Annotated in this window: 20 protein-coding genes and 3 pseudogenes; 5 read left to right on the forward strand and 18 right to left on the reverse strand. The window is 69.8% G+C overall.

Annotation, left to right across the window (positions count from 1 at the left end; genetic code table 11):
* The 3 genes and pseudogenes from ACFE67_RS04820 to ACFE67_RS04830 form a co-directional block, all read left to right on the forward strand.
* Window positions 1–385: pseudogene (locus tag ACFE67_RS04820) on the forward strand (xylose isomerase); the annotation flags it as partial.
* Between the two features lie 27 nt (window positions 386–412).
* Window positions 413–1,846: a xylulokinase gene (gene xylB / locus ACFE67_RS04825; RefSeq protein ID WP_375405738.1), complete on the forward strand. Its 1,434-nt coding sequence runs from the start codon at window positions 413–415 to the stop codon at window positions 1,844–1,846.
* A gap of 162 nt (window positions 1,847–2,008) precedes the next feature.
* On the forward strand, window positions 2,009–3,016 hold the full coding sequence (locus tag ACFE67_RS04830; protein ID WP_375405739.1) for an acyltransferase family protein: 1,008 nt from the start codon (window positions 2,009–2,011) through the stop codon (window positions 3,014–3,016).
* A 96-nt stretch (window positions 3,017–3,112) separates the two neighbouring features.
* Here the strand turns inward: ACFE67_RS04830 and ACFE67_RS04835 are convergent, their stop codons facing one another.
* The 16 genes and pseudogenes from ACFE67_RS04835 to ACFE67_RS04910 form a co-directional block, all read right to left on the reverse strand.
* The gene (locus tag ACFE67_RS04835) at window positions 3,113–4,603 is read right to left on the reverse strand and encodes an N-6 DNA methylase (protein WP_375405740.1); all 1,491 of its coding nucleotides are present in this window, start codon (window positions 4,601–4,603) and stop codon (window positions 3,113–3,115) included.
* Window positions 4,596–5,609, reverse strand: a complete 1,014-nt coding sequence (locus tag ACFE67_RS04840; RefSeq protein ID WP_375405741.1) for an Abi family protein — start codon at window positions 5,607–5,609, stop codon at window positions 4,596–4,598. The genes ACFE67_RS04835 and ACFE67_RS04840 overlap by 8 nt, the downstream gene beginning before the upstream one ends.
* Before the next feature lie 108 nt (window positions 5,610–5,717).
* Window positions 5,718–6,590: an ImmA/IrrE family metallo-endopeptidase gene (locus tag ACFE67_RS04845; RefSeq protein ID WP_375405757.1), complete on the reverse strand. Its 873-nt coding sequence runs from the start codon at window positions 6,588–6,590 to the stop codon at window positions 5,718–5,720.
* Between the two features lie 30 nt (window positions 6,591–6,620).
* A pseudogene (locus ACFE67_RS04850) lies at window positions 6,621–6,830 on the reverse strand (helix-turn-helix domain-containing protein); the annotation flags it as partial.
* Entirely contained in the window at window positions 6,784–7,446 is a 663-nt protein-coding gene (locus ACFE67_RS04855; RefSeq protein WP_375405742.1) for a hypothetical protein, read from the reverse strand. The pseudogene ACFE67_RS04850 and the gene ACFE67_RS04855, both read right to left, overlap by 47 nt.
* Window positions 7,447–7,605: 159 nt before the next feature.
* Window positions 7,606–7,740, reverse strand: a complete 135-nt coding sequence (locus tag ACFE67_RS04860) for a hypothetical protein (protein ID WP_375405743.1) — start codon at window positions 7,738–7,740, stop codon at window positions 7,606–7,608.
* Between the two features lie 79 nt (window positions 7,741–7,819).
* Window positions 7,820–8,179, reverse strand: coding sequence for a type II toxin-antitoxin system death-on-curing family toxin (locus ACFE67_RS04865; protein WP_375405744.1), 360 nt, complete (start codon window positions 8,177–8,179; stop codon window positions 7,820–7,822).
* A 653-nt stretch (window positions 8,180–8,832) separates the two neighbouring features.
* A complete protein-coding gene (locus ACFE67_RS04870) occupies window positions 8,833–10,017 on the reverse strand; it encodes a hypothetical protein (RefSeq protein WP_375405745.1) in 1,185 nt (394 codons plus the stop codon).
* Between the two features lie 64 nt (window positions 10,018–10,081).
* On the reverse strand, window positions 10,082–11,200 hold the full coding sequence (locus tag ACFE67_RS04875) for a restriction endonuclease subunit S (RefSeq protein WP_375405746.1): 1,119 nt from the start codon (window positions 11,198–11,200) through the stop codon (window positions 10,082–10,084).
* Window positions 11,197–13,962, reverse strand: coding sequence for a DEAD/DEAH box helicase family protein (locus ACFE67_RS04880; protein ID WP_375405747.1), 2,766 nt, complete (start codon window positions 13,960–13,962; stop codon window positions 11,197–11,199). The genes ACFE67_RS04875 and ACFE67_RS04880 overlap by 4 nt, the downstream gene beginning before the upstream one ends.
* Before the next feature lie 163 nt (window positions 13,963–14,125).
* Window positions 14,126–16,990 carry a glycoside hydrolase family 2 TIM barrel-domain containing protein gene (locus ACFE67_RS04885; protein ID WP_375405748.1) on the reverse strand — a complete coding sequence of 955 codons (2,865 nt, stop codon included), beginning with the start codon at window positions 16,988–16,990 and terminating at the stop codon, window positions 14,126–14,128.
* Entirely contained in the window at window positions 16,987–19,089 is a 2,103-nt protein-coding gene (locus ACFE67_RS04890; protein WP_375405749.1) for an alpha-galactosidase, read from the reverse strand. Before ACFE67_RS04890 ends, ACFE67_RS04885 begins: the two co-directional genes overlap by 4 nt.
* A 105-nt stretch (window positions 19,090–19,194) precedes the next feature.
* Window positions 19,195–20,121 carry a carbohydrate ABC transporter permease gene (locus ACFE67_RS04895; protein WP_375405750.1) on the reverse strand — a complete coding sequence of 309 codons (927 nt, stop codon included), beginning with the start codon at window positions 20,119–20,121 and terminating at the stop codon, window positions 19,195–19,197.
* Window positions 20,118–21,098, reverse strand: coding sequence for a carbohydrate ABC transporter permease (locus ACFE67_RS04900; protein ID WP_375405751.1), 981 nt, complete (start codon window positions 21,096–21,098; stop codon window positions 20,118–20,120). The genes ACFE67_RS04895 and ACFE67_RS04900 overlap by 4 nt, the downstream gene beginning before the upstream one ends.
* A 2-nt stretch (window positions 21,099–21,100) precedes the next feature.
* Window positions 21,101–22,405: an ABC transporter substrate-binding protein gene (locus ACFE67_RS04905; protein WP_375405752.1), complete on the reverse strand. Its 1,305-nt coding sequence runs from the start codon at window positions 22,403–22,405 to the stop codon at window positions 21,101–21,103.
* 138 nt (window positions 22,406–22,543) lie between these two features.
* The gene (locus ACFE67_RS04910) at window positions 22,544–23,587 is read right to left on the reverse strand and encodes a LacI family DNA-binding transcriptional regulator (RefSeq protein WP_375405753.1); all 1,044 of its coding nucleotides are present in this window, start codon (window positions 23,585–23,587) and stop codon (window positions 22,544–22,546) included.
* Between the two features lie 188 nt (window positions 23,588–23,775).
* Between ACFE67_RS04910 and ACFE67_RS04915 the strand changes: the two genes are divergently transcribed.
* Window positions 23,776–24,198 carry a hypothetical protein gene (locus ACFE67_RS04915; protein WP_375405754.1) on the forward strand — a complete coding sequence of 141 codons (423 nt, stop codon included), beginning with the start codon at window positions 23,776–23,778 and terminating at the stop codon, window positions 24,196–24,198.
* Window positions 24,195–24,716, forward strand: coding sequence for a DUF6611 family protein (locus ACFE67_RS04920; protein ID WP_375405755.1), 522 nt, complete (start codon window positions 24,195–24,197; stop codon window positions 24,714–24,716). Before ACFE67_RS04915 ends, ACFE67_RS04920 begins: the two co-directional genes overlap by 4 nt.
* A 120-nt stretch (window positions 24,717–24,836) precedes the next feature.
* Here the strand turns inward: ACFE67_RS04920 and ACFE67_RS04925 are convergent, their stop codons facing one another.
* Window positions 24,837–26,414: a xylulokinase gene (locus ACFE67_RS04925; protein WP_375405756.1), complete on the reverse strand. Its 1,578-nt coding sequence runs from the start codon at window positions 26,412–26,414 to the stop codon at window positions 24,837–24,839.
* Window positions 26,411–26,925, reverse strand: a pseudogene (locus ACFE67_RS04930) (L-arabinose isomerase); the annotation flags it as partial. The gene ACFE67_RS04925 and the pseudogene ACFE67_RS04930, both read right to left, overlap by 4 nt.

A 26,925-nucleotide genomic window follows, 5' to 3' on the forward strand; every position in this document is an offset into this window, starting at 1 on the left:
GCTCGTCGATCTGCTGGAGCACGGCGGTCTCGCCGGCGGCGAGGCCTACACGGGCCCGCGACACTTCGACTACAAGCCGAGCCGCACCGAGGACGAGACCGGCGTCTGGGACTCCGCGGCCGCGAACATGCGGATGTACCTGCTGCTGAAGGAGCGCGCGGCGTCGTTCCGCGCCGACCCCGAGGTGCAGGAGGCGCTGCAGGCCGCGAAGGTGCTCGAGCTCGCGACGCCGACTCTCGGCGAGGGCGAGGGCTTCGACGAGCTGCTCGCCGACCGCAGCGCCTACGAGGAGTTCGACGCGCCCGCCTACTTCGACGGCAAGGGCTTCGGCTTCGTGCGGCTGCAGCAGCTGGCGCTCGAGCACCTGCTCGGTGCCCGCTCCTGAGCCGCGCTCGATGAACGGGGAGCCTGCATGACGCTCGTCGCCGGGGTCGACTCGTCCACCCAGAGCTGCAAGGTGGTCGTCCGCGACCTCGACACGGGCGCGATCGTGCGCACGGGTCGGGCGTCGCACCCCGACGGCACGGAGGTGGACCCCGAGGTCTGGTGGCGGGCGCTGCTCACCGCGATCGCGGACGCCGGCGGTCTCGCCGACGTGTCGGCGATCGCGATCGCCGGGCAGCAGCACGGCATGGTCGCGCTCGACGGCGAGGGCCTGGTGGTGCGCGATGCGCTGCTCTGGAACGACACGCGGTCGGCTCCCGCCGCGCTCGCGCTGATCGAGGAGGCGGGCGCGCAGGCGCTCGCCGACGCGACCGGCACGGTACCCGTCGCGTCGATCACCTCGACGAAGCTGCGATGGCTGCGGGACGCGGAGCCGGACAGCGCGGCCCGCGTCGCGGCCGTCGCGCTGCCGCACGACTGGCTCACGTGGCGGCTGCTCGGATACGGGCCGGAGGCGGTCTCCCCCTCCGGTCCCGTGCTCGAGGCCCTGCGGACCGACCGGTCCGACGCCTCCGGCACCGGCTACTTCGACTCGGTGCGGAACCGGTACGACCGCGGCCTGCTCGAGCTCGCACTCGGCCACGACGTGGTCCTGCCGCGCGTGCTCGGCCCGTCGGAGGCGGCCGGCACGACGATCGACGGCGTCGAGGGCGTGCCCGCGGGGATCGTCGTGGGCGCGGGTGCCGGAGACAACGCCGGCGCAGCGCTGGGTCTCGGCGCGACCGCCGGTGACGTGGTGGTGTCGATCGGCACCTCCGGCACCGTGTTCGCGGTCAGCCCGACCCCCACCCACGACGCGTCCGGAACGGTCGCGGGCTTCGCCTCCGCTTCCGGCGAGTTCCTGCCGCTGATCGCGACGCTGAACGCGGCCCGCATCCTCGACGTGACCGCCGCGCTGCTCGGCGTCGACCACGACGAGCTCGGTCGCCTCGCCCTCGCCGCGTCGCCGCTCGCAGGCGGCCTGGTCCTGGTGCCGTACTTCGCCGGCGAGCGCACGCCGAACTTGCCGGACGCCACCGCTTCGCTCGTCGGCATGACGCTCGGCTCGACGACCCGGGAGAACCTCGCCAGGGCGGCGGTCGAGGGTCTGCTCTGCGCGCTGGCCGACGGGCTCGCGGCGGTGGAGGGGCAGGGTGTGACCGCGGAACGGCTGCTGCTGATCGGTGGCGCGGCGCTGAACCCCGCGGTGCAGGCCGTGGCCGCGCAGGTCTTCGCGAAGCCGGTCGTGGTGCCCGAGCCGGGCGAGTACGTGGCGCTCGGCGCGGCCGTGCAGGCGGGCTGGGCCCTCGCCGGCCGACGCCCGCAGTGGCCGGTACCCGGTGTCGCCTCCCCCGCTCCGGACCACCACCCGGAGATCCTGGAGGCGTACCGGGCGGCGGCGGCCCGCTCCGCCCTCCGCTGACGCGCTGGTGCGCGTCGATGGGGACACGGGCGCACTGCGCGACCGAGCGGCGGCGCCTGCTTCAGACACACCGCACAGAAGACATGAGGCTCGGCCGACGACTCGGGTGAGACTGTGCAGATGATGTCCGGTTCTATCGCGCCTCCCGCAGCCTCGGGATCGGTGCCTCGGATCGCGCTGTGGGACAACGCCCGGCTCGTGCTGATGGTGCTCGTGATCTTCGGGCACTCCCTCGAGGGCATCCGCAGTCCGGGGAGCGCGGCGACGGCCGTCTACGACGTCGTCTACGCGTTCCACATGCCGGCGTTCCTGCTGATCTCGGGCTGGTTCACCCGGGCCGAGCCGCTCGACCGCCGGGCACTGCGGGGCACGATCGAGCTGCTGATCACGTGGCTCATGGCGGAGGCGGTCTGGGTCGGGATCCGCGCGCTGCTCGGCAGGGCGGTGGTGGTCCCCGGCTCGTTCCTCGTGACCCCCAGCTGGACGCTGTGGTTCCTCGTCACCCTCGTCGCGATGCGCGTGGTCCTGCCGTATCTCGCGATGCTGCGGTTCCCGCTGATCACCTCGATCGTGGTGGCCCTGGCGGCCGGGTTGTCGCCGATGATCGGGACGCAGTTCTCCGCGAGCCGCACGCTCGCGCTCCTCCCCTTCTTCGTGCTCGGCTGGCGCCTCCGGCAGACGCGGGTCGGCGACGCCGCCTGGTTCGCCGCGCCCAGCGTGCTGCTCCGGCTCGCTGCCGCCGCAGCGCTCGCCGGAGGAGCCGCCGCGGTGCTGCTGCTGATCCGCCTGCCGGTCTTCACGAACCAGCTGCTGTTCTGGCGGCGCGGCTACGCGGAGATGGGGCTCGGCGACCGGACGGGGATACTGCTGCGGGCGCTGATGCTGGCCATCGGGATCGTGATGGTGGTCGCCCTGCTGATCCTGACCCCGCGCCGGTCGTTCCGCCTGTCAGCGCTCGGCCGCAACACGCTGCCCGTGTACCTTCTGCATGCGCCGCTCGTCATGCTGGCCAGGAAGGTGAACCTGGACGACGCGATCGGCGCGCTGCCGATCGCGCTGCCGATCCTGCTCGCGATCGCGATGGTGCTCGTGCCGGTGCTCGCGAGCCGGCCGGCCGTCGCGCTCGCCCGGCCGCTCACCGACCCGATGGGGTTGCTCCGCCTGCGCTGACCCGCCCCTGCCCGCGGAGCGCAATCACATGCGAACCCCTCTCCACTTCCCGACAGGGAAGTGCCCGTCAAGATCGCACGGGAGGCAGCTCGCGGTTCAGTCTGTTGCGGCGCCCGCGGCTCGCGCCTCCAGCGCGGCCGCAACGGCTTCGAATTCGGCGAGCGCGGCTGTGAGGTCCTCCACGATCTCGCGGGCGATCACCTCCGGAGCCGGCAGGTTGTCGAAGTCCTCGAGCGATTCGTCGCGGAGCCAGGTGATGTCGAGGTTCGTCTTGTCGCGCGCAATCAACTCGTCGTAGGCGAAGGCGTGCCAACGCTCGCTCTCGGCCCGCTCCTCCCGCGGCCGCCCCGCGGCGTAGGAGAGGACGAAGTCGTCGAGGGCCGCCCTGGTGAGCGGGTTGGTCTTCAACGTGAAGTGCTGGTTGGTGCGCAGGTCGTAGATCCAGAGCTTCCGCGTCCACGGGTCCGATGAGGCCGGCTTCTTGTCGAAGAACAGGACGTTCGCCTTCACGCCCTGCGCGTAAAAGATCCCCGTCGGCAACCGCAGCATCGTGTGCAGGTCGAAGTCGGCGAGCAGCCGCTTGCGGAGCACCTCCCCCGCACCGCCCTCGAAGAGCACGTTGTCGGGCAGCACCACCGCGGCCCGCCCGTTGACGGCGAGGATCGTCATGATGTGCTGGAGGAAGTTGAGCTGCTTGTTGGACGTCGTGGCGACGAAATCCTGCCGCTCGATCTCGGTGTCCTCCCGCGCCTCCCGACCATCCGCGCCCACCATGGTGAGCGACGACTTCCGGCCGAAGGGCGGGTTGGTGAGCACGACGCTCCACCGCCGGCCCGGGTCCGCGATCAGGGAGTCCTTGACCTCGATCAGTGACGGGCCGTTGGAATCGCCGATGCCGTGCAGCAGGAGGTTCATGGCGGCGAGGCGCGCGGTGCCGTCCACGAGCTCCGTGCCGCTGACGAATCGGTTGCGCAGGTGCTCGCGCTCAGGCGGCGTCATCGACTCCGCACCCTGGGACGCGTACTCGTGCGCGACGAACAGGAAGCCGGCCGTGCCGCAAGCGGGGTCGACGACGGTGTCCTGCACGCTCGGGCGGACGACGTCCACCATCGCGTGCACGAGCGCACGCGGCGTGAAGTACTGGCCGGCGCCGGACTTCACGTCCTCAGCTCCCTTGGCGAGCAGCGACTCGTAGGCGTCTCCCTTGATGTCGACGCCGGTGGCGGACCACTCCTCCTTGTCGATCAGGTCGTGGATCAGCCGCCGCAGCTTGGCCGGATCCTGGATCCGGTTCTGCGCCTTCCGGAAGATCGTGCCGAGCGTGCCCGGCTGACGCGCGAGCCCGACCAGGATCTGCGTGTACCGGAACTCGAGCTCGGCGCCGTCGGCGTCGAGCAGCCGCTGCCACGAAAGATCGTCCGGCACGATGCGTTCAGGCTTGAGCGGCCGTGTCGCTCGCTCGTGCGCCATCTTGAGGAACAGCAGGAAGGTGAGCTGCTCGACGTAGTCGATGGTGCCGACGCCGTCGTCACGGAGGACATGGGCGTAGGACCAGAGCTTGTCGACGAGACGGCGAGGGTCAGCCACGAATCGTTCCCTTCGGGATGGGTGACCAAAGGCGCTGCTTCTGCCAGTCATCCGGGCAGCCCATCTGTCGAAGCGACAGATAGGGCACGCGAGGGAACCTCGCCAGGAGGTCGGGCAGGATTTGCGTGCCTTCTGGCGAAACCGTCCGGAGCAGGTACTGGGTGATGCCCAGAAGGTGGAAGACCCGCTTCTCGGTACCCCGGAGATGATCCAGATCTGGTACGGCCCCGTGCTGCGGCAGCTTGGCACTGATCGCCACCGCGCGGTTCCACATCCGCGCGTGGTGCGCACACCAGTTCCGGAGCACGTTGAGCGCGCGAAGCCAGGAGGCGAACTGAGCGCTGGTGATCGGCCCGAAATGCTGTGCAACCGCGTCCCGCCGAGCGATCGGCGCGAACTGGTAGAGGTACGACAGGCCACCCCAGTCAAGTAACTCGACCGCCGCCCATACCGGCAGACGTCCGCCGTACCGTTGACGATGGTGCACGACGAAGTCCTCGCGCGAATCGGCGATTGCGACCTCATATCTGTCCAGCCACCGCTCGTAGCGCACGATGTCGATCTGCGGGTCGAGCAGGCTCCGTCGAAGGTGAGCTTCCGGATGCAGGCGACCGAGCTCGTGTCCGAGCACCGCCCGCACCGCCAACTCCACCCTTCCGAGCGCGTCGAACACTCGTACTCGGAGCGCCCGATCGAACCCGGAGAGACTGACGACGTGCTCGAGGCGAACGCCCTCGCGAAACCGCTCAGACCGAGTCCGATCCGGGTTCCAGTCGCGGAACGGGTACCAATAGCCGCTGAGGCGGTAGTAACTGATGCCATCGAGCAGACTGCGAGCGACGGCCTCGTCGTCGATCCTCAAGCCGCGGCGCTGAAGCAGCCTGACCTGATCACTGACCTCGGTGAACACCTTGATATCACGGTCTGGCACCACTGTCCCCCACGACAAAAAAGAAGACCGGCCCTGGACCTGCTTTCGCAGGCGGAACCGGTCGTGATGAGCCATTTATAGCACGTGGGCCCGCATCCGCACCATCACGCCGGCAGATGCTCGACGTCGTCCATGGTGCCGACGCCATGATCCCGGAGGACGTTGGTGGAGGACCAGTCGGCGTCACACCGCGCGCAACGCTGCTCGGACCGGCGTTCTTGCCGCGTCGCCTCGCGACTCGACCGGAGCGACGAAGTGCCCGAAGGTCAGGTCATGCAGATCCGATGCCCAGAGGCCGACTTCGCGAGCCGCCTGCTCCGCGGTCACGTTGTTCGACCGCAACGCCTCGAAGGTCTGCCGGAACACCTGCGATGGTTCGCGAGGCAGGCCTCCCACCTCTCCGCTCCGACATCCGCGCTGCGCGAGCGCCACGCAGTCCATGCGATAGGCGTTGTCGCTGAGCCGCCCGAGGTCGTGCAGCCGCCTCAGCATGGTCAGCGCGGCGACGCCATAGTGGGAGCGCAAGCGCAGAACGGCCGGAAGGGCGGGTTCTCGACCGACCCGGGCGAGTAGGAGGTCCGCCGGCATCAGGAAGCTGGCCGCGAACGCATCGGCCTCGGCTTCGAGGTCGCCCTCGTGACCTCGCGAATGCATCACCAGATGCCCGATCTCGTGGGCGAGGTCGAATCGGCTCCGTTCCGCCGTCTTCATCGTCGAAAGGAACACGTAGGGTTCGGCATCCCGCCAGAGACTGAACGCATCGACCGTGTGCGCGATCATGGGCAGGCTCATCACGCGGAGCCCGTGGGCTTCGCTGAGTTGCAGCAGGTTCGGCAGTGCTCCCCTGCCTTGACCCCACAGCGCGCGGACCGCCTCGGCCGCTCGCTCCGGCTTCTCCCCGTCCAGGTCGGGAAGGATGACATCCCGGAGGCGGAAGCGGGTCGCGAGCCACGAGTAGAACTCGATTCCGCTCGCGCCGACCGCACAGGCGGCGTCCCTCTGTCGGAGCGTGGCTCGGCTGGAAGCGCGGAAACGCGCCTCCTTTACCTCGATCACGTCTCCGTGACTTCGTAGCAGGAACTCGGGCGAGACTCCCAACCCCTGCGCTAGAGCCCCGACGGCCGGACCACGGGCGCCCTCGTTCTCAAGCGCAGTGAGCGCGCGCACTGACAGGCCCAGTCGGGCCGCGAGTGCTGCCTTCGTCATGCCCGCTCGCTCGCGGGCGAGACGAATACGCGCTGGCGACGCCTCAGAGGGCGAGAACGGGGAACGGGACTTCGTCATCAGGGCTCGCATCCCGGGGTCGCTTCGACTCGACGGGATCGAAGTCGATGGCCGGCAGGACAATCCGCTCCCACCACCCGACCACGAAGCCGCGTTCGTCCATCCTGGCGGGCAGTGAGAGCTCGGCGCGCAGGCGCTCCGCCGCTCGGAAGTACAGGAGTACCCAGGTGCTGAGGTCGGCCGAGCGCTCGGCCGACATGTCCGCGAGTTCGACGGGAGCGATGTCGAGCATGTTCTGCTCGTTCGCGTCGATGTGCCGACTCGTCGCCGAGCCGTGTGTTCGTGCTGAACGGGGCTCGCCGAATCCGACAAGACCGGTACGCCGGTCGCCGCCGATGACGGCCACCGCGATCCGACGTCGCCGGAGGACGGCGCGTGGCTGGTTGCGGTCGTCGATCGGAATCCAACCCAGAGGGGCGAGCCCGCGACGCAACTCGGTTGCGGTGACCAGCCACCGCAACGACCCGGCTGCCATCACCGGCGAGTACTCGTCGGCGCTGCCTGCCGCGACGTCACCGGCATCCAGCGCGCGGTTCACGACGGTGAGTGGAATCTCGAGCGCGTCCAGTCGCCGGAGCGCCGCATCACCGTCGAAGACGTCGCTCTCGTCGGGCCATTGCTGAGTCACGGTTCCTCCTGATCACTCGTCTCGGCAGTGTCGATTACGCCACCGACACCGAGTGCCGCGCGCCATTAGCTGCCGCGGCGTCGATCAAGGCTCCGGAATCAGCTTTGCCGGAGTCCGTGCCCGGCATGAACGTCGAGCGTCCTGGCCGCGGGACCGGCGTCAGCCCTTGCCGAGGGTCGAGCCCGCGTTGCTCTTCGCCGGCTTCGAGGAGCCGTCCGACGCGAGGACTCTGCCCGCCTTGGATAGTTCCTTCTTGGACGGTTTGGACGACTTGGACGACTTGCTCTTGCCCATCGTGAATACCCTTTCCCGTGGTTGCGGGCAGAGTACGTCGCACGTCGGACAGCGCCTCAGGTCTCGCTGATTCGTGCGCTCACGCCGCAGCAGCGCCTTCGAGCCAGCGCGCGATCGCCGCCTGGTCGAGATGGTCCGCGACGACGGAGACCATGAAGTCGGCCACCTCTGCCTGCGACAGGTCATCCCGGATGGCGACACCGTTCAACTCCAGAAAGGTCACGCAGGCCAGCCAGGCCGTCCGCTTGTTGCCGTCCGCGAAGGCATGGCTCATGGCCACCCGGTGCAGCAGCAGCACCGCCGCCTGGAGGAAGAGCGATTCATAGGCATAGCCGCTCAGCAACTCGAGCGACGGCTGGGCGACGGCAGCCTCAAGGCGCCCTCTGTCGATCAGAGGCGCAGCCGAGCGAAGGTCGTGGATGAGGACGACTTCATCCACGGTCAGGAACCGAGTCGCCGATCGGCGAGCTCGTCCAACGCCTCGCTCCAGCGACGGTCAGCCCGAGCCGCGACTTCGGCAACGGCGCCCGGCTCCGGGGCCTCGTCGAGATTCCTCGGCCGTCGGGGACCCGGGGACCCCGCGACGGACTGGGCGACGAAATACCGCCGCACGGTCGAGGCGGATATCGGACGATTCGACGCCGCCTCAGACGGCTTCCCGTCGCGTGCTTCCACCCACGGCTCCTCGGCATGGGTCGATTCGCTCAGTTCACGCGCGGAGACCGAGTCGTAGTACCGAAGGACCGCGCCCACGATCGCTTGCTGCGGTCCGGGAAGGACACTCACCCTCTTCAGTCCGCCGACGTAGACCTTCCGGAGGACCGGCCCCTCGCGCCATGCCTCGAAGTCCTCCTCGAGCCGCCGCCGACCGGTTCAGGCGAGTGACCACCCGTCTGCGTAATAGAGCATCTTCTGCAGACGAAGCCGCTCCTCCTGCGTCACGTCGCCCACATGAGCGGCGATGTAGACGGCGACCGCAAGCGTGTCCACGACGCACCACCTCCGCTTACAAGATGTCGTCGCGACGGCGTGGCGACCTGACCAGTACCCATATCGTCTCGCGCGGTACCGACGGTGCTGCGGAGGCCATCGTCATCGGTCGGGCGCGCCCGGCGCATCCGCCTTCACGCGTCGGGCCTGGGTCCTGAATATGCCGTCGGTCGAGACCGTGGATTCCACCTCGACGAGGTCCGGGGATTGAGCCCGCACCCGAGCGCCGAACTCCTCGGGCGACGCGGCTCGGGGTGGCTCAATCAGCTGCTCGACCCCGTTCACGGACAGGTGCGGTACGCACTGCGTTTCTGCCACGTCGGTCGCCCACCATTCGATGCGGTCCGCGACGCGATCATCAAGCCATGAGCTGACGCTTGGGTGCCAGTACGTCGGACGATTGAGCAGCGAGCCGAACCGGTGGGCGACGGCCGGAGCAAAGTCAACGACCTCGATCCGTGCGCCGGGGTTCAAGTTTGTCCGCAGGAAGCTGCTGCTGCCGACGTCGCTCGCCGGCAGCGAATAGCCGATGACGGTGAGGTGATCCGCCGCCTGGAGTCGCGCGGCCGCTTGGATCCACTGTTCGCGCAGCCCGACCCGGTCGTAATAGCGGTTCTTCACGCTCGTGGGCGGGATGATGAATGTCTTGAGCCCGCCATAGATGCGGTCGTCGCGTGGTGCGCTGGATCGCTCACCCGTCCGGTAGTCGAGGATGATCGGGTCGGTAACGGGCGCAGCGTCACCGCCGTGCAGCCAGTTGATCGACCCGTGGAGTTTATACAACTCGGCGTACGGCTTCGTCGGCGCGTTTGTCGTGAACATCGAGCCGACGCCCGGCGCGATCCGCTCGGTAAGCGGGACCACATAGAGGTCTGCGAGGGTGCCGATGCCGCCAGCCACCCGCAGCGGCTCCTCGAGCAACGTGTCGTAGTTGAAGGTGAGGACGGCAGCCCGATCGCGGCTCCACTGCCATGCGACCCGCTCGAGCCATTGCGGCAGATGGGCGTCTGTCGCCTCTCGTTGGGCTTCGGCGATCACCTCGCGCAGAGCCGCGACGGTCTCACCAAACAGCGCCCGGTGCAGGAGGTTCTCCTCCTCCGAAAGCCACGGCTGATCGGCGCCGATGAAGGTGAGGTACTCCTCGACATCGCCCCCGAAACGTTCGAGGTCCTCGCCGCCCTGACCGCCGAGCTTCGCGACCACCCGCTGGCCCAACTCCTTGAGGAGCAGCATCGACTCGCTGAGCGCGCGCGAGAACCCGGCTCCGAGGAGCACGACGTGATTCACGCTCGCGGTCCGCCGTCGGCGAGGTGCGCGACAGATGGCCGCATCGGGCTCGGGAAATCCGGGATCACGCGGACACGAACTCCTCAGCGCGGTCGAGGTCGTCGGGACGGCCGGTCAGCTGGCCAGAGAACGCGGCGTGCAGGAGCGCGCGGCGAAGGGCCCCGCTCCGGCTTTGCTGGGCTCGGATCCCCTCGTTGACTCGAGAGTGCGCGTCGGTGACTTCATTCATGGCAGTCACTACAGACGACTGGAACTGAGCGTCTCCGATTCGGAGGGTCGAGGCACGAAGCAATGCGAAATGTCGTCCATATCCTCTCGCGCGCAGACGCGTGTTCCGCAGCGCCCAGTACGCAAACTCCGCGCTCACACCATCCGCCGGGAGCAGAAGCTTGACCCCGGTGCCGCCTATCGCAAACTCCTCGTCGAGTTTCTTGAAGCGTCTAGTGTGATCTCCAAAGGCGATAACCGGGAATGGACCGTGGTAAACGGCATCCTCGTCGTCACTGCGGACAGCCGCCGAGCCGCCCCCCTGATCCACGACGGGCCACCGGCCCTCCGAACCTGCCGTTCTCACGTCAACATGGCCGCGAGGTGCCGCGGCTGGAATAAGGATGTCTGAGAACCGAGTTTCCCTACTATCGGGGCTCGTTAGTAAATTCGCTAGGCTCGCGAGGATGAAGTTGGCATTTCGCGTCGTAGCCGTGAGGAGGTACGACTCTGCGGCGTAAAGACGAGAGAGATGCTCCTCGAGAATCTCGACGATCCGGCGCTGCTCGATAAGCGGCGGGAGGGAAATGGCCCGAGCGAGGCTAGCCTTGACCTTCAGAAAAGGCTGCGCAGACCCACTGCGGACCCAAAAGTGCTCGTCGTTCACGAGGTACCACAAAAACTTGGGGTCGAGGCACGGCTTAGGAATTAGCACATGTGTATTTGCGATTGCCGCCCAGTCTCCGTCGGCCAAGAACGCCTTGCCGCAGCGCGCCCCGACGGCCGAAACCACCACTCCTGGGCCGTGGTGCTCTGCCTCTTCGACCCATACGTCCGGACCGCTCGCACTATAGCCCTGGATCAGCCCGGGACTAGGCGTGGCACTGTTTCTCCCCTTGATAATTGATGAATTTCCGGATCGCGCAAGCACCACGCTCGATAGCGATGTCTCGCGCCACCCCTCCGGCAGGGTCATGCCGTCAGCTCCCGGTTGAGCGACTCCACGATCGCGCCAGCCCGCGATCCGAGGTCACGGATCGCGCCGTCGATACCGCCCCGCTCGCGGAACGGCGCCTCGTCCAGGTCATCAGCCGAGATTCCCGCGGACGAGGCGATCACGTCGGCCATGCGGTCGAGCCACCAGCGCTGTGCATCCGTGTACGTCGCTCCTTCTTGGGTCTGCTGGGTGAGCCACGCCAGGTAGCGCTCGCGCACCCGGTCGGCGTACGGCACCAGCTCCGGCGCCTCGCCCAGTGTGAAGCGCAGCAACGACACCAGGTCGGTCAGGGTCGACTTCGCGGTGTGCGGCTTCACGCGCGATACCTCCACCTGCTCGTACGCGGCCCAGATCAGGTCGGCGGTCCAGCGGTGCGGTGGGCGGGCGATGCGGTCGGCCAGCTCCTGGATCGCCGCGAATGGGACGCGCTCGCTCTTCGCCTCCTGCATCACCTGGATCGCCGTGATCTCGCTGCGGTTGTCGACGAGGTAGCGCGCCCAGTCCTCGACCAGGGAGCGCGCCCGGTCGGGATCAACGAGCCCGAAGGCGTCCAGCAGCTCGTCGCGGTTCACCTCGTCGATGATGCGGTCGTGCGCGCGTCGCAGTTCCAGGATTCGGGTGCGGAGGTCCGGGTTCGATGCGAGTGGCCGCACCGCCTCCTCCACCAGCCGGGCCACGACCGCGACCGGCTCCTCGCCCGGAGCGGCGGCGGCGCGCTGGACGTCCGGGTTCACCGCGTCGACCAGGCCGCGCACGATCTGCCGCAGCGGCTGGCCGGCGACGTCGTCCAGCTCTGCTCGCTCCGCGGGCTGCAGTTGCAGTTCGAGGGCGGAGAGCCGGGAGGCGAGCGTCGCCGCGTCCGCCTCCGTCAATTCCAGCGCGGCGGCCTTCTGCAGCAGCTTCTGCAGCGAGATGCCCTTGTCGCGGTTCAGCGGCGGGTCGACGAAGTCGTGCTCGGTCACCCCGACCGCGTCGACGATCACGAAGCGCGTCTTGTCCGTCGCATCAGGCGTGACCGCCTGGAAGGTGTCGGAGTCGATCGTCCGGGCGCCGCGGCCCTTCATCTGCTCGAAGTACTGGCCGCTGCGGACGTCCCGCATGAACAGCACGCACTCCAGCGGCTTCACGTCGGTGCCGGTCGCGATCATGTCGACCGTAACGGCGACGCGCAGCGCCGGGGAGGTGCGGAACGCCTGCAACTGCCCCTTCGGGTCCCGCGCCTGGTAGGTGATCTTCGCGGCGAAGTCGTTGCCCTTGCCGAAGACCTCGCGAACGGTTGTGACGATCTCCTCCGCGTGCGCGTCGTCCTTCGCGAAGATCAGCGTCTTCGGCAGTGCGGACCGGCCCGGGAAGATCTCGGTGTACAGGCGATCGCGGAACGTCTCCAGCACGAGGCGGATCTGCGACTTCGCGGTCACCGCCCGGTCTAGGGCGGACCTCGAGTACTGCACGTCCTCATCGAGGGTCTCGAGCCGCTCCTCGCGCGTGCGGCGGTCGACCTTCGGCACCACCGTGCCCGCCTCCAGCAGCCCGCCCTCCTCGCTGATTCGCGTGCGGATCCGGTAGATGTCGAAGTCGACGTTCACGCCGTCGGCCACGGACTGCGGGTAGGTGTACTCGGAGACGAGGTTCTGGCGGAAGAACGCGAACGTCTGCTTCCCGGGCGTCGCGGTGAGGCCGACAACATGGGCGTCGAAGTACTCGAGCACCGGACGCCAGTTGCCGTAGATCGACCGGTGCGCCTCGTCCACGATGACCAGGTCGAACGACTCCGGCGGCATGGCGGCGTTGTACTGGACTGTGACCGGCGCCTCTGGTATCGCGTCGTCGAGCTGCGGGTCGTCCCCCTCCGGCACCTCCTCGCCCGCGAGCACCCGGTACACGCGCTGGATCGTGGAGACGACGACGCTGGAGGAGCCGAGCATTCCCGCGCGGGTCAGCTTGTCGACCGGGTAGACCTCGGCGAAGCGGCGGCCGTCGCCCGGCGTGACGTAGTTGCGGAACTCGCCGATCGTCTGGTCGGCGAGGTTGTTGCGATCGACGAGGAAGAGCACCCGCCCGAACCCGCCGTAGGCGAGGAGGCGGTACGCGAGGGTGACGGCGGTGAAGGTCTTGCCCGCGCCCGTCGCCATCTGGATCAGGCTGCGGTCGAAGCGCTGCTCGGCGAGCGCCCGCTCGACCCCCTGGATCGCGGTGATCTGCGCCGGCCGCAGCGCCTTCGTGTCGAGGGGCGGCAACGCCCGCGCCTTCGCACGCCACGTCGGCCGCTCCGGGCTCTCCGCCGCTTCGCGCAGGATGCGGGCGAGCGTCGCGGGCTGCGGGAACGCGAAGATGCGGCGCGACCTCGGGTCGGGATCGAAGCCATCGGTGAAGTGCGTCTCGGAGCCGCTGGCCTCGAACACGAACGGCAGACGACCGTCGACGGTGTGGGCGCGGGTCGCGGTCGGGCCGGGCAGCCCGGTCGCGTACATCGCAGACTGCCACTCGACGCCGGAGAGGCTCGTGCCGGCGGGCTTCGCCTCGATCACGCCCGCTGCACGGGTGCCGACGTAGAGCAGGTAGTCGACGCGGCCGTGGCCCGGCGCCATGATCGCCTCCCGCACCGCGACCCCGTCGGCGGCGAAGAGGTCGAGGCGCGAACGGTCCTGCACGGCCCAGCCTGCCGCCGTCAGCTGCGCGTCGATACGGACACGGGCGCGCTGCTCAGCGGCGAGGCGGGCGTCGTCGCCTTCTGGAGCCATTGGATCAGGCTAAGTGTGCACGCCATGCTCCTCGAACCCCACGAGGGGTGTCGAGCCGATCGCCGCTGGCAGCGGTGCGCTCATCACTCGGCGTCGCCCGCCCCTGGGTGACTCTCCCGCCTGCACCGGCGGGCGGGAGAGTCACGCTGAGGCGGGACGGGCGTCAGCCGAGCGGGCGGAGGACGAGGGTTCCCTCGACGACGCGGGGGTCGAGGCGGTACTGCGGGAGCACGCCCGGCCCGCAGGAGGCGGTCCCGATGCCGTGCTCGGCCAGGTCGAGCACCAGCCGGGTGCGGTCACTGGCCGGAGGCAGATCGGTCGGGTGCGCGGCGGCGTCGAGCTCGGCGGAGGTCCACGGGCTGGCCGTGAACGAGAAGCCCGAGCCCTCGACGCGCAGACCGCTGCCGCCGGCCGACAGCTCCAGGTCGACGACGCCCGAACGGGAACCGTTCTCCTGCGGCTTGACGTAGTCGGTGTGCAGCGCGGCCGCGCCGTCGACGTCGAATCGGCCGAGCCGCTGGGACTGGCCGGTGTCCGGGTACCGCTGCCCGGGACCGTACCCGCTCCACGCGACGTGGTCGGGCGACCAGGGCAGCGCGAGCTCGAGCCCGAAGCGAGCCCAGCCCGAGGGCCACTGCCCCCTCGGCTCGGCGTGCACGTCGAGCCGCAGGGCCTCGCCGTCCGAGGTCCACGTCAGGCGCAGCAGGACGCTGCCGTCGTGCGGGGCCGCGGCGACCACGGTCGTCACGGTGAGTGCGCCGTCGCCGGGCTCGACCGAGACGACGCGGCTGTGCAGCCGGTCGAGACCCGACTCCGCCCATCCGTCGGCGTCGCTCCGAGCCTGGGCTCCGTTCGCGGCGCCGCGGTCGTTGTCGGTGGGCGCACGCCAGAGCGCGAGATCGGGACCCGGCACTTCCACGGCACCGACGGTCAGCAGGCGACCCGTCCTCGCGTCGAACGACGCCGGCCCGAGCCGGATGACGCCGTCGGAGGCGGACGGCGTGACCGCGCCATCGGGGACCGCCACCTCGGGCAGCGCGCCCGACTGCGTCCAGGCGATCTCGTGCCCGGCCGTCGCCCACGGCGTCTCGGCCGCCGTGACCGCGGACACCGTCAGCACGCCGTCGCCCGCAGTCTCGGGCGGCAGCGTCACCTCGACCGTCGCACCGGGCGCGACGGGCGGGACCTCGATCGACCCCTGCGCGTCGCCCCGCGTCCACACGAACGCGAGATGCCCCAGGTCGACGAAGTCGTACCGGTTGCCGACCGTCAGCACGCTTCCCTCGACGGCCAGCTCGACCGGCTCGATGACCTTCTTGTAGTCGAGCAGCCCGGGCCGGGGATTCCGGTCCGCGTCGACGAGGCCGTCGGCGACGAAGTTGCCGTCGTGGATCTCCTCGCCGAAGTCCCCGCCATACGCGAAGAACTCGCGGCCGTCGGGGGTACGGCGGCGGATGCCGTGCTCCAGCCACTCCCAGACGAATCCGCCCTGCGTGCGCGGGTAGGCACGAAAACTCCGCTCGTACTCGCTCATGCCGCCGGGCCCGTTGCCCATGGCGTGGACGTACTCGCACTGCAGGAACGGCAGCGCCCGGCGATGGGCGTCGGCGGCCGCGTCGGCGAGCGGCTCCTCCGCCTGTCGCCCGATCGCGTCGACCTCGTCCTGGTGCGCGTACATCCGCGAGTAGACGTCGACGTAGGTGCTGGACCAGTCGCCCTCGTAGTGCACGGGACGGGAGGGATCGAGCTGCTTCGACCGCGCCGCCATCGCCTCCAGGTTCGCTCCCGTGCCCGCCTCGTTGCCGAGCGACCAGATGATCACGCTCGGGTGGTTGCGGTCCCGGGCGACCGTGCGCTCGATGCGATCGAGGAACGCGGGCAGCCAGGTGGCGTCGTCGCTCGGGTTGCGGCGCCAGTCGACGTAGAAGAAGCCGTGCGTCTCGAGGTCGCACTCGTCGATCAGGTAGAAGCCGAGCTCGTCCGCGAGCCCCGGCAGGTCGGGGTGCGGCGGGTAGTGGGAGGTGCGGATCGCGTTGATGCCCATCTGCTTCATCAGCAGCAGCTCGCGCCGCACCAGCTCCGGCGGCACCACGCGACCGAGGTCGGGGTGGTGCTCGTGCCGGTTCACACCGCGGATGCGGATGCGCGTGCCGTTCACCTTCAGCTGCGCATCCTCGATCGTGATCGAGCGGAAGCCCACGGCGAGCGTCGCACGCTCGGTCTCCGTCCGCACGACGACCTGCACCAGGTCCGGTGTCTCCGCGGTCCACGCCGGGACGCGTCCGAGCTCGTGGTCGACACCGGTCGCGAGGCCGGTGAGACCCAGCGACGGCACGTCCACGACCGCGATCGCACCGTCGCGGGTGTCCGCCTCGACCCGCAGCACACCTTCACCGTCGGCGAAGTCCGCCTGCGCGCGCACGTCCTGCAGCCCGCCGACCGGGATCGCCTGCACCGCGACGTCGCGGAAGACGCCGGGCAGCCACCACATGTCCTGGTCCTCGAGGTAGCTGGTCGCCGCCCACTGGACGACGCGCAGCACGATGGAGTTGGTGCCCTGCCGCAGCACGGCCGACAGGTCGAACTCGTGCACGAGCCGGCTGCCGGCGGTCGAGCCGAGCCGGATGCCGTTCACCCACACCTCACCGGCGGCGTCCACCCCGTCGAGCCGCAGCAGCGCGTGCGTGTCCGCGTCCGCCCAGTGAAAGGTGCGGCGGAAGTCGCCGACCGGGTTCGCATCGGGTACGTGCGGCGGATCCACCGGGAACGGGAACCGCACGTTCGTGTACGCGGGCAGCCCGTGCCCGTGCATCGGCCAGCTGGAGGGGACCGGGATGCGGTCCCAGCCGCTGTCGTCCGGATCGGCGAGGTCGTCCGGCGCCACGGCGGGGCTCGCCGAGAGCCGGAACGCCCACTCACCGTTCAGAGACAGCAGCACGGCATCGGTCGTGAACCGGGCGCGGGGTGCCAGCCAGCCCTCGCCGATGATCAGGCGCTGCTCGAGCGGAGCGATCGTGGTGTCGCTCATGCGACTGCCTCCACGGTGATGACGAGCGCGTGCTCGGGATGCAGGATCGGCATCGGCAGGCCGATGACGGCGAGCGCCGACCCGGACAGCACGAGGCCGTCGGCGAGCCAGGCCGGCTCACCGCGCTGATGCGAGACGTGCGCGGGGAGCGGCGCCGTCGCGCTGACGCGGTAGGCCCGCGCCGGGTCGAGGCCCGGCAGCCGGACGGGCAGCGGGGTCTCGAACGCGCTCGTCGTGAGCTGCGCCCAGGAGAAGATCGCCCGCGAGCCGTCGAGCGCGACCGCGCCGGTCAGCTGCGTGGACGGGTCGGGCGAATCGGCCCGTACGGTGCGGCCGCCGTGCAGCACCTCGCGCCACTGCTTGTACAGGGCGATCGCGGTGCGCAGACCCTCGCGGTCCTCGTCGGTCGCCAGCCGGATGTCCCACTCGATCCCGAAGTGCCCGAACAGCGCGGTCGCGGTGCGGAAGTCGATGTCGTGCGTCCGCCTCGTGCTGTGGGACGTCGTCGGACCCACGTGTGCGCCGACCAGCTCGGGCGGCACGATCAGCTGCGTCCACCGCTGGATCGTCTGCCGTTCGAGCGCGTCGTTCGTGTCGGACGCCCACACCCGGTCGGTGCGCTGGAGCGCGCCCAGATCGACTCGGCCACCACCCGAGGAGCACGACTCGATCTCGATTCCAGGATGCCGGCGCTTCAACTCGTCGAAGAGCCGGTACGCGGCGAGCGTCTGCTCGTGAGTCGAGGCGAGGCCGTCGTGACCGAGCTCGAGCTGGTCGCGGTTCTGGTCCCACTTGAGGTACGCGATCGGGTACTCCGTGAGCAGCGCGTCGAGACGGCCGAGCACGTGCTCCCACGCCGCCGGGTTCGCGAGGTCGAGCACCTGCTGGAACCGCCAGTCGAGCGACGTCCGCCCGGCGGGCCGGGAGACCCAGTCGGGGTGCTCGCGGATCAGATCGGAGTCCTCGTTCACCATCTCCGGTTCGACCCAGAGCCCGAACTGCAGGCCGAGTCCACGGACGTGGTCGATCAGCGGGCCGAGGCCGTCCGGCCAGACCGCGGGGTCGACCCACCAGTCGCCGAGCCCCGCCCGGTCGTTGCGGCGATGCCCGAACCAGCCGTCGTCGAGCACGAACCGCTCGACCCCGACGGCGGCGGCGACGTCGGCGAGCTCGCTGAGGGTCGCGAGGTCGTGGTCGAAGTAGACCGCCTCCCAGGTGTTCAGCACGACGGGGCGCGGGGACGTCGGGTGCTGCTCCCGCGCGCGCATCCAGTCGTGGAACCGGGCGCTGACCCCGTCGAGACCGTCCGACGCGTACGAGGCGTAGGCGGTCGGGGTCCGGTACGTCTCGCCCGGTGCGAGCACGATCTCGCCCGGCTCGAGCAGCTCACCCGCACCGATCACGGTCTGGCCGCTCGGCAGCGCGTCGACGAACGCCTCGTGATTCCCGCTCCAGCCGAGGTGCAGCGCCCAGACCTCGCCCGACCGCCAGCCGAATCCGCTCGTTCCCGCGGCGATCACCGCGGTCGAGTCATGACCGGTGCGGCCGTGGCGGCCACTGCGCACCCAGGTGCCCTGATCGATGGAGCGGCGCTGCGGATGCTTCTCCCGCGCCCACCGCCCCGTGGTGTCGAGCGACTCGGTCGCCTGGCCCGGCACGGGCAGCACGAGGTCGAACCGGTCGAGCCCGTAGTCGTCCGTCCCCGTGTTCGTGAGCTCACCGTCGATCAGGAGCAGACCGGAGGGCTCGAGCGAGAACCGGACGATCACCTCGATGCCGACCGAGGTATCGGCGAGCTGCAGCGCGATCGACGCCTCCCCCTCCTCCACCCCCGTGAGCGCGAGCAGCGGGGAGAACGCGCGTCCGCCGCGGCTGCCCCGAACGGCCGGCCGGCCGCGCCAGCCGCGCGACGCCTGGGGCAGCACCGAGGGTCGGATCGGTGCGTCGAACATGGAGTGCGGCACCGCCGCGGCGAGCAGGGCCACGTCGGGCAGCTGCTGCCCGATCGGTGCACCCCAGTGCACCACCACGGGGTCGTCGGAGGAGAGGGCCAGGAGGAGACCGACGCCGTTCGCCTCGATGTAGTGCTGATCGGCCACGGCCGTGTTCCTTTCAATGCGATGCAGTGAGATGCCGCCGGGCATGGCACTGCCCCCAGGCGGATCAGCCTGAGGGCAGTGCTCCTGCCCGACGGCAGGGTTCGGTCAACCCTTGTTCGCGCCCAGCGTCAACCCGGCGACGAACTGGCGCTGCAGGGCGAAGTAGATGATCAGCGTCGGGATGACGATGATCACCGCCCCGGCGGCCAGCAGGTTGTAGTTCTGCAGCCACTGCCCCTGCAGGTTGTTGATGGCGGTCGTCATCGGCAACCGGTCACCGCTCTGGATGAGGATCAGCGGCCAGAAGTAGTCGTTGTAGATGAAGATCACCTCGAGCGTGCCCAGCGCCGCGAGCGCCGGCCGGGTCAGCGGCATCACCACGGACACGTACTGACGGAAGACGCCCGCGCCATCGACGCGTGCGGCCTCGCTCAGCTCCATGGGGAGGGCCCGCATGTAGTTCGAGAGCACGAACGTGCAGAAGCCGACCTGGAACGCGGTATTGATCAGCACGACGCCCGCCAGCTGGTTCAGCAGCGACCCGGAGTCCGAGATGGAGTACGGGATCTGGATCAGCTTGAAGATCTCGAAGATCGGAGCAGCGAGGACCTGCGGCGGCAGCAGGTTTCCGGCGGTGAACGCGATCAGCAGCGCGACGTTGAACTTCCAGGAGAACCTGCTCACGGCGAACGCCATCAGCGAGGCCAGGAACAGGGTCAGCACGACCGTCGGGACGGTGATGAGGACCGAGTTCAGGAAGTACTTCGGCATCCCGCCCTGCACCCACGCCTGCGCGTAGTTCGCGAGGTTGTAGACGCCGCCGATGGAGAAGTAGCCGAGCCGGTTCGTCTCCGCCTTCGGGCGCAACGACGTGTACACCGACCACAGGAGCGGGATCAGCCAGAGCGCCGCCATGGCGGTCAGGAACAGGTAGATCCCGATGTGGCGTGGTTTCCGCCGCCGACGGGTCGCCACGACCGGTACGGCAGCCGCTTTGACGACGGGGACGGTCTTCGACGCGGTCGCGGTCACTCCTGGGCTCCCTTACCGAATGTTCTGATCAGGTAGTAGACGATCGGTACCAGCGACACCACGAGGAGGATCACCGCGAACGCCGTGCCGATGCCGATCACCTGCCCCTCCCCGACCAGGTACTGCACGACCAGCGCCGACAGCAGCTCCAGTCCGTTCGTCGCACCGTTGATGACGTAGACGATGTCGAACGCACGGAGGGACTCGATCACCGTGATCACCACGATGATGACGTTCGTCGGTGCCATCGCGGGGAACACGACCCGGAAGAAGATCTGACGCTCGTTCGCGCCGTCGAGCGCCGCCGCCTCCCGCAGAGACGGATCGACGCCCTTCAGCCCCGCTAAGTACAGGATCATGATGTAGCCGGAGTGGCGCCACGTCGCCGCGACGAGCGCGGCCCAGAGGTTCACGCTCGAGTCGCCGAACCAGTTCACCGCACGGGAAGTACCCGCCGTACCCAGCACGTTGTTCAACAGCCCGTCGTCCGGCGCGTAGAACAGCTGCCAGATAACGCCGATGAGCGCGACCGAGAGCATCACGGGGACGAAGAAGATGCTCTGGTAGATCCTGCTGCCGCGGATGGGCTGGTCGAGCAGCACGGCCAGCAGCAGGCCGAGGGGCGTGCCGATGACCGCCAGGAAGATCAGCCACATCAGCGTGTGCAGCGCGGCCGGCCAGAACGACGGCGAGTTCGTGAACGCGTACGCGTAGTTCGCGACCCCGTTGAAGTGGAAGCTGTCGAGGCTGAGACCGTCCCAACGGAAGAACGAGAGGGCGATCGCGGCGACGGTGGGCAACCAGATGAACGCGACCTCGACGAGGGTCGGGATCCCGACCATGATGCCGAGCACGAGCGCATCACGGCGCGTGAACGTCCTGAGACCGCGCCGGGCCACGGCCCGCCGGTCCGGGGGCGTGGCCCCCGGACCGGCTTCGGTGGTTCCCCGCAGACCGACGGGTTGGATGTCGACCATCGTTACGCGTTCGCGTAGATCGCAGCAGCCTGCTTCTCGACACTCGCGAGGTCGACGGTGCCCGACTTGGTGAAGGTCTGCAACGTGGGGATCATCACGTTGCTGGCCATCGCCGGGTCTGCGTCGCGGTCGAAGAACTGCGTGATGTGCTTCGCGTTCGCGATCGCGTCCGCCAGCTTCTTCACGAACGGGGTGTACACGGAGGTGTCCGCGTCCTTCGCCGTCATGATGTTCGCCGGGTCGACGCTGTTGTACGCCTCCTGGCCGGCGCCGGTGCCCAGGAAGGCCACCATGGCCTTCGCGACCGGGTTCGTGGCGCCGCGCTTCGACAGCATCAGGCCGTCGATCGGTGCCTCGATCGAGTCGGTGCCCTCGACCTTGATGGCGGGGAACGGGAAGAAGTCGATGTCCGCCAGCGTGTCCTTGTCCGTGAACTGCTGCGTCACGAACGAGCCGAGCAGGTACATGCCGGCCTTCTTCTTCCCGACCTTGTCGGCAGCCTCCTGCCAGGTCAGACCGAGGGCGCTCGGGTCCTGGTACTGACGCAGCTCCTTCCAGGTGTCGAACACCTCCTTGACCTCCGACGAGTTCCAGGACTCGTTGTGCGCGAGCAGGTCGACGTGGAACTGGTACCCGTTGATCCGCAGGTTCAGGTAGTCGAACGTGCCCATCGCGGGCCAGCCGTCCTTGTCGGCGAAGGCGATCGGGATGAACCCGGCGGCCTTCATCTTCTTGCACAGCGCGATCAGCTCGTCGAACGTCGTCGGGACTTCCCAGCCCTTCGACTGCCAGACCGACTTCCGGTAGAACACGCCCCACGGGTAGTTGTAGTTCGGGACGAAGTACTGCTTGCCGTCGACCGAGGACGCCTGCTTGAGCGCGTCCGAGTAGTTGCTGCCGATCTTGTCCCAGACGTCCGAGATGTCGCCGAGCAGGCCCTTCTTCGCGTAGTACTGCACGCGGTAGCCGGCGAACCAGGTGATCACGTCGTCGGGGCTGCCCTGGAGGTAGTTGGCGATCTTCTCCTGGAAGCCGTTGTGGTCGGTCGTCGTCGTCTTGACGGTGTTGCCCGACTCCTTCTCGAAGGCCGACACGAAGGCTGCGAACGCCTTCTTGGGGACGTCGTCGGAGGCGTTGGAGCCGAACGTCGTGCTCCCGGTGCCGCCCGAGGCACCGCTGCCGCCGGAACCGCCGGTCGAGCAGGCGGCCAGCAGGCCGGTGCCGGCGAGGGACACGGCACCGAGGCCGGCTCCCCTGATGAGGTTGCGGCGGTTGACATCGAACCCACCGAACGAACTACCTGCCATGAACTCACTCCTTCGTGCGCTGCAAGGACGACCAGGCCGAGACCCCGCGGGGTGCTTCCGCCATCGGACCGGTGCGGTCGTCGCCGATACGAAACGTTCACATCGACTGCGTCATCATGACGAACGAGGCACGGGTCGTCAAGCCGAACGCGCGGGTCGCTCCCCGATCGTGACCTTCGCGGTGCTCTCCCGCACGATCAGGCGCGGCAGGACGCGACGCGGCGGCAGCGCGCGCTCGGTCCCCTCGATCTCGTCGATCAGCAGCCGGATCGCCCGCCGTCCCAGTTCACCGAAGTCCTGGCGCACGGTGGTGAGCGCAGGCCGCAGGTGCCGCGCGTAGGGCACATCGTCGAAGCCGACCACGCTCAGGTCCGCCGGCACGGCGAGGCCGAGATCGTGCGCCGCAGCCAGGACCCCGATCGCCGTCTCGTCGTTCGCGGCGAACACTGCGGTGGGCGCATCGTGGGCGAGGATCCGCCGGCCGATCGCCGTACCGCTGTCGGAGGTCCAGTTGCCCTCGGCCGCCACGATCGGCCTCAGGGCGTGTTCGCGCATGATGCTCTCGTAGCCGCGCTGCCGCTCCTCCGCCTCCGCCCAGCCGGACGGGCCGGGCAGATGCACGATCCGCCGGTGCCCGAGCGCCAGGAGGTGGCGGACGGCGAGCCTCGCGCCCTCCCGCTGGTCGAACCCGAAGTCGCCCGACTCGTCCGGGCCGCCCTGCAGGGTGAGCACCGGTACCGATGCGCCGCTCTGCCGCACCGCCTCGCGCGCCCGGTCCTGCGGCGCGATCGCGACGATGCCCTCGACGCCGTGCGCGAGCAGCGCGTCGAGCCCCGCGACGATGTCCTCGGGGTCGTCGCTCGCGTTCGGCGTCGTGGTCACCGTGTAGCCCCGCTCGCGCGCGGCGTCGACGATCGTGATGAACGAGCTGAAGGGTCCGTACAGCGCCCGCGCGCTCAGCAGCACCCCGATGGTGTGGTTGCGGGAGGTGACGAGCGCCCGCGCCGCACGGTTCGGCCGATAGCCCAGGTCCTGGATGGCGACCTGCACCCGATCGATCGTCTCGGCGCGGAGGTTCGGGTGCGCGTTGAGCACCCGTGACACGGTCTGGTACGACACCCCGGCACGCTCGGCGACGTCCCTGATGGACGGCGGACGGAGGCGACCCTCGGACTCGCGCATGGGGCTCCCATATGGATCGGGGCGCGGATGTGACCGCGATGCTATCGGGCCGCTCGCCGGCCGACGGGCCGCGACCCCCGCCGTCGTGCGCCTCCGGGCGTCTGCATCGCGTGAAGAAACGCCCCGTCGGCGTATGGATGTCGTCGACGGCGGGTCCGCCGCGGTGAGCGCGGACGTAGACCTGCTGCATGACCCTCACCGCGGTGCTGCCGTCGTTCCGGCAGTCGCTCCCCGACCCGCTGCAGCACGACGCCTGGCCGCCCGACACGATCGCGACCCTCGACGACCTCCTGGTCGGCGGGGTCTCGATCCTGGCCGACGTGCAGCGGATCGGCGTCCCGCTCGTGCACGGGGACGGCGTCCGCGCGATCGCCGTGGGTCGGGTGCTCTCTCGCATCGACGGGCTCGACGATCGCGTGGACCTGACCGTCGGGGTGCCCGACGATCTCGCCTACGTCTGGTCCGAGGCACGCGTGATGGGGCGGATCTCGCCCTCGCCCGCAGGTGGCGTGCGCGTGTCGACGCCCTCCCGCTGTCAGGGCGCGATCACCGTGCTGCCGCACGACACCGCCGTCGGCGACCTGCTCGCGATCCCCTTCGTGCGGGCATGACCGTCCTCGTCCGCACCCGTGCCCGTGCCCGGACGCAGCGCGCCCGGCCCGTCACCCCGCCTCGGTGGGGGACGCTGAACACCTGGCCGACGCGCTACGGCGTCTGCCGCCGCCGCCTCGTCGTGCTCGCGCCCGGGTCGTCGGCAGCGGATGCGCGCCGCTGGCGCCTGGCCGCCGAGTCCCCCTGGATCAGCGCGGTCGTCGCGACGCTCGTGCTCGTGCTGACCGCGTCGACGCTGGGAGCGACCGCCGCACTCGTGCTCGCCGTCGTGAGTTCCGCCTGCGGGTTCCTGCTGGTCCGCCGGCTGACCCGACGCGTCCGGCACGGCGCCCGCGAGCTGACCATCTGCACCGGCATGACCCCGGAACCGCTGCCCTCCCCCTCGGCCGACCTGCTGCTCTGGGAGCTGGTCGCCCGGCTGCACTCTGCCGACGAGGCCCTGCGTGCCGGCCGCATCACCAGCGCGCAGCACGAGCTCGCCTGGGGCGAGGCGTGGGAGCTGCTGCCGCCGCGCTGAGCGGACCGGCACCCGCTCTGGACAGGCGTGGCCGAGTTCGGGCCGCTGATCCACTTCGACGAGCCGTGCGTGCAGTGCTGGCGGAGCGCGAGCGGAGCGCGGAGCCCGCAGGCGCGCCGGTCAGAGCGTGATGGCCAGGCGCTGCAGGGCGAGGCCCGCCTCGTAGCGCTCGAGGTACGACGCGAACGCCTCCACGTCCGCCGCGTCGGGCTCGACCGTGCGGAACTCGGCGGTCCTGAAGACGGTGTCCGTCAGGTAGGTCGAGAGGTCGACCTCCGCTCCCGACGCCGTGTACGCCGCGAGCACCGCGATCCCCCACGCGCCCCCCTCCGCCGCCGACTCGCCGACGGCGACCGGTGCGTCGAGGGCGGCGGCGAGGAACCGCCCGGCGACACCCTCCGTGCGGAACAGGCCGCCGTGCGCGAGCATCCGGTCGAGCCGGACGCCCTCGGACGCCAGGACGCGCATCCCGAGGCCGAGCGTGCCGAAGACGGCGTAGAGCTGCGCGCGGATGAAGTTCGCCAGGGTCAGCCGACTGTCGGGGGTCCGGACGAACAGCGGTCGACCCTCCTCCAGCTGCACGACCGGCTCCCCCGCCAGGAGGTTGTACGCGAGCAGACCGCCTGCGTCGCCGTCGCCCTGGAGCGCCTCGCGGAACAGGATCTCGAAGACCGCGTCGGGCGCGATCGGCGTGCCCGCCGCCGCCGCGAACCGCGTGAACAGGCCGGCCCATGCGGCGAGCTCGCTGGCGCCGTTGTTGCAGTGCACCATCGCAACCGGGTCGCCGGCGGGGGTGGTCACCAGGTCGACCTCGTGGTGCACGGCGGTGAGCGGCCGCTCCAGGACGACCATCGCGAAGACGCTGGTGCCGACGCTCACGGTGCCCTCGCGGGGCGCGACCGAGTTGGTCGCGACCATCCCGGTCCCCGCGTCGCCCTCCGGCGGGCAGAGCAGCGCGCCGGCAGCGAGCACACCGGAGGGGTCGAGGAACGCCGCGCCGTCGACGGTCAACGCGCCCGCGTCCGCACCCGCGTCGAGCACCTCGGGCAGCAGCTCGCGGAGCGGAGGGACGCGCCCTGCGGCGAGGTCGTCGAAGCGCTGCACCAGCGTCTCGTCGTAGTCGTGCGTCGCGGAATCGATCGGGAACATCCCGGAGGCGTCGCCCACACCGAGCACGTCGCGGCCCGTCAGGCGGCGGTGCACGAGGCCCGCGAGCGTCGTGATCGACGCCACCTCGCGCACGTGCGGCTCGTCGTCGAGGATCGCCTGGTGCAGGTGCGCGATCGACCAGCGCATCGGGATGTTCACGCCGAACAGCGCCGACAGCTCCTCGGCAGCCAGGCCGGTGGAGGTGTTGCGCCAGGTGCGGAACGGTACGAGCAGCTCGCCGGCCGCGTCGAAGGCGAGGTAGCCGTGCATCATCGCCGAGACGCCGACCGCCGCGAGTGCGCCGAGCTCGACGTCGTACCGCCGCCGCACATCGGCGACCAGGTCGCGGTAGGCCGCCTGCAGCCCCGACTCGACCTCGCCCTGCGAGTACGTCCAGCGGCGATCGACGAACGCGTTCTCCCACTCGTGCGCGCCGACGGCGAGCACCTCCAGGTCGTCGCCGACGAGGCAGGCCTTGATCCTGGTCGAGCCGAGCTCGATGCCGAGCACGCCACGGCCGGCGGCGATCGTCTCGCGGGCGTCGCTCACAGCCCGCGCGCCAGCCGGTGGTAGGCCGCGTTCCACTGCACCTCGCGCTGGAACCCTCGAATCGTCGTGTCCCGGTCGATGATCAGCAGCTCGGTCTCGGTCATCGCCGCGAAGTCCTCCCAGACCTCCACGCCGACCGCGGTCGTCATGACCGTGTGGTGGGCTGCGCCGGCGGTCAGCCACGCGGTGGCGGAGGTGGTGAAGTCCGGCTCTGGCTTCCAGACCGCGCGGCCGACGGGCAGCTTCGGCAGCGCCTCCGGCGGCGCGACGACCTCGACCACGTTCGCGACGAGTCGGAACCGGTCGCGCAGGTCGCTCATCGCGACGACGACCGCGGGACCCGCGTCGGCGGTGAAGACCAGCCGCACCGGGTCGTCCTTGCCGCCGATGCCGAGCGCGTGGATCTCGAGGCTCGGCTTCGCGGTCGTCAGCGCGGGGCTGACCTCGAGCATGTGGGCGCCGAGGATGACCTCGGCGCCCGGGGTGAGGTCGTAGGTGTAGTCCTCCATCA

This window comes from uncultured Amnibacterium sp., from assembly GCF_964244015.1.
Lineage (GTDB): Bacteria > Actinomycetota > Actinomycetes > Actinomycetales > Microbacteriaceae > Amnibacterium.

Excerpts from the sequence above, each read along its gene's own strand:
- ACFE67_RS04840 (WP_375405741.1), bottom strand. The coding sequence starts at position 5,609 with ATGGCTCATCACGACCGGTTCCGCCTGCGAAAGCAGGTCCAGGGCCGG.
- ACFE67_RS04915 (WP_375405754.1), top strand. The coding sequence starts at position 23,776 with ATGACCCTCACCGCGGTGCTGCCGTCGTTCCGGCAGTCGCTCCCCGAC.
- xylB (WP_375405738.1), top strand. The coding sequence starts at position 413 with ATGACGCTCGTCGCCGGGGTCGACTCGTCCACCCAGAGCTGCAAGGTG.
- ACFE67_RS04860 (WP_375405743.1), bottom strand. The coding sequence starts at position 7,740 with ATGGGCAAGAGCAAGTCGTCCAAGTCGTCCAAACCGTCCAAGAAGGAA.
- ACFE67_RS04910 (WP_375405753.1), bottom strand. The coding sequence starts at position 23,587 with ATGCGCGAGTCCGAGGGTCGCCTCCGTCCGCCGTCCATCAGGGACGTC.
- ACFE67_RS04880 (WP_375405747.1), bottom strand. The coding sequence starts at position 13,962 with ATGGCTCCAGAAGGCGACGACGCCCGCCTCGCCGCTGAGCAGCGCGCC.
- ACFE67_RS04900 (WP_375405751.1), bottom strand. The coding sequence starts at position 21,098 with ATGGTCGACATCCAACCCGTCGGTCTGCGGGGAACCACCGAAGCCGGT.
- ACFE67_RS04920 (WP_375405755.1), top strand. The coding sequence starts at position 24,195 with ATGACCGTCCTCGTCCGCACCCGTGCCCGTGCCCGGACGCAGCGCGCC.
- ACFE67_RS04905 (WP_375405752.1), bottom strand. The coding sequence starts at position 22,405 with ATGGCAGGTAGTTCGTTCGGTGGGTTCGATGTCAACCGCCGCAACCTC.
- ACFE67_RS04875 (WP_375405746.1), bottom strand. The coding sequence starts at position 11,200 with ATGACCCTGCCGGAGGGGTGGCGCGAGACATCGCTATCGAGCGTGGTG.
- ACFE67_RS04885 (WP_375405748.1), bottom strand. The coding sequence starts at position 16,990 with ATGAGCGACACCACGATCGCTCCGCTCGAGCAGCGCCTGATCATCGGC.